The organism is Pseudoalteromonas sp. SIMBA_162, from assembly GCF_046535955.1.
GTDB lineage: Bacteria > Pseudomonadota > Gammaproteobacteria > Enterobacterales > Alteromonadaceae > Pseudoalteromonas > Pseudoalteromonas marina.
The window spans coordinates 1-253 of the sequence record NZ_JAWJBQ010000802.1; the positions used below are offsets into that span (position 1 = coordinate 1).

General features: G+C 56.1%; 1 protein-coding gene. It reads right to left on the bottom strand.

Translation table 11 applies throughout. The features are described from left to right. Positions 1 to 253, bottom strand: a 253-nt coding sequence (locus R0J88_RS21890) for a hypothetical protein (RefSeq protein WP_410901160.1), incomplete at both ends; no start/stop codon positions are given.

Sequence of the window (253 nt, forward strand, 5' to 3'; positions counted from 1 at the left end):
CTCGGCATCGAACAGCATCGCGAATCCTTGCCAAGGCAGCTCCATCGCCAGCACCTGATTGACAATCACGTCCAGGGTCATGTCGACGCCAGCGACACCAAGAAATTCACCTTGCTCGGAATAGAAGGGACTAACGGCCGACGTCATCCAGCCATTGCCGGCCGGGTCTTCGTAGATATCGGTCCAGATGGTGTTTCGCGAGGGATTTGTCTCTGGCGCGGCCAGATAGAAGAAGGAAAAGTCACGACAGTCG